1 protein-coding gene is annotated in these 1,207 nt (G+C 63.1%); it reads left to right on the top strand.

All coding sequences use genetic code 11. From position 1 onward, the window contains the following. Positions 1 to 1,207 (top strand): condensation domain-containing protein (locus JK358_RS38735; protein WP_372440815.1); only part of this gene is annotated, 1,207 nt, incomplete at both ends.

The raw sequence follows: 1,207 nt of genomic DNA, 5'->3' as shown, positions 1-1,207 counted from the left end.
GGTACGGGTTTGATTTGGCCGCTGAGATCCCGGTCCGCGCACAGGTATTCCGCGTCGGTGCCGATGAACAGATACTTGTTCTGTTGATCCACCATATTGCCGGCGATGGTTGGTCGTGGGCGCCGTTGATCAGGGATCTGGCGACTGCCTATCGGGCGCGGTGCGAGGGCCGGGTGCCGGATTGGCTGCCGCTGCCGGTGCAGTACGCCGATTACACGCTGTGGCAACGGGATTGGCTCGGTGATCTCGACGACCCCGACAGCGAGATCAATACGCAGTTGGAGTACTGGGGTCACGCCTTGGCCGGGCTTCCGGACCGGTTGGAGCTTCCCACCGATCGTCCGTATCCGCCGGTGGCCGATCACCGAGGCGACACCGTGGGTTTCGAATGGTCGCCACGGTTGCAGCAACGGTTGCAGCAACTGGCACGCGAGCACGACGCGACGATGTTCATGGTCGTCCAAGCCGGGCTGGCAGTCTTGTTGTCGAGGCTGAGCGGTCAAGACGACGTCGCCGTCGGCTACCCGATCGCCGGGCGCAGTGACTCCGCCCTCAACGATCTGGTCGGATTCTTCGTCAACACCCTTGTGCTGCGTACCGACCTGAGCGGCGACCCCACCTTCACCCAGATACTCACCCAGGTAAAGGATCGTTGTCTCCAGGCATATACCCATCAAGACCTGCCGTTCGAAGTGCTGGTGGACCGTCTGGCGCCCACACGTTCACTGAGCCACCACCCCCTCTTCCAAGTCATGCTCACCTGGCAGAACGACACCGGCTTCGGCTACAACGGAACCGACACTACGGCCCGAGATCTAACCGGCATGACGATCAACCCGGTGAACGTCGAAACCGGCACCGCCCGTTTCGACCTGGCCTGGACTTTGACCGAACAGGCCGATCTCGATGGGGATCCGGCTGGGATCGTCGGCGCTCTCGGTTATCGCACCGCGCTGTTCGACCGTGCTTCCATCGAAGCCCTCGTGACACAGCTCGAACGGGTACTGACCGCTGTCACCGAGGATCCGGACACGCGGGTGGGTTCGGTCGAGTTGCTCGGTGAGGCCGAGCGTACTGAGTTGGCTGTGTGGGGCGGCCGTGGCGCTGTTACCGAGCCGAGCTCGGCAGTTTCTGTACCGGAGTTGTTCGCTGTGCAGGTGGCTCGGACACCGGACGCGGTGGCGGTGGTGTTCGAGGACCGGTCGTG

This window comes from Nocardia acididurans, assembly GCF_016741815.1.
Taxonomy (GTDB): domain Bacteria; phylum Actinomycetota; class Actinomycetes; order Mycobacteriales; family Mycobacteriaceae; genus Nocardia; species Nocardia acididurans.
Note: the sequence above shows the minus strand (reverse complement) of the source record. Positions and strands in the feature narration are given on the sequence as shown.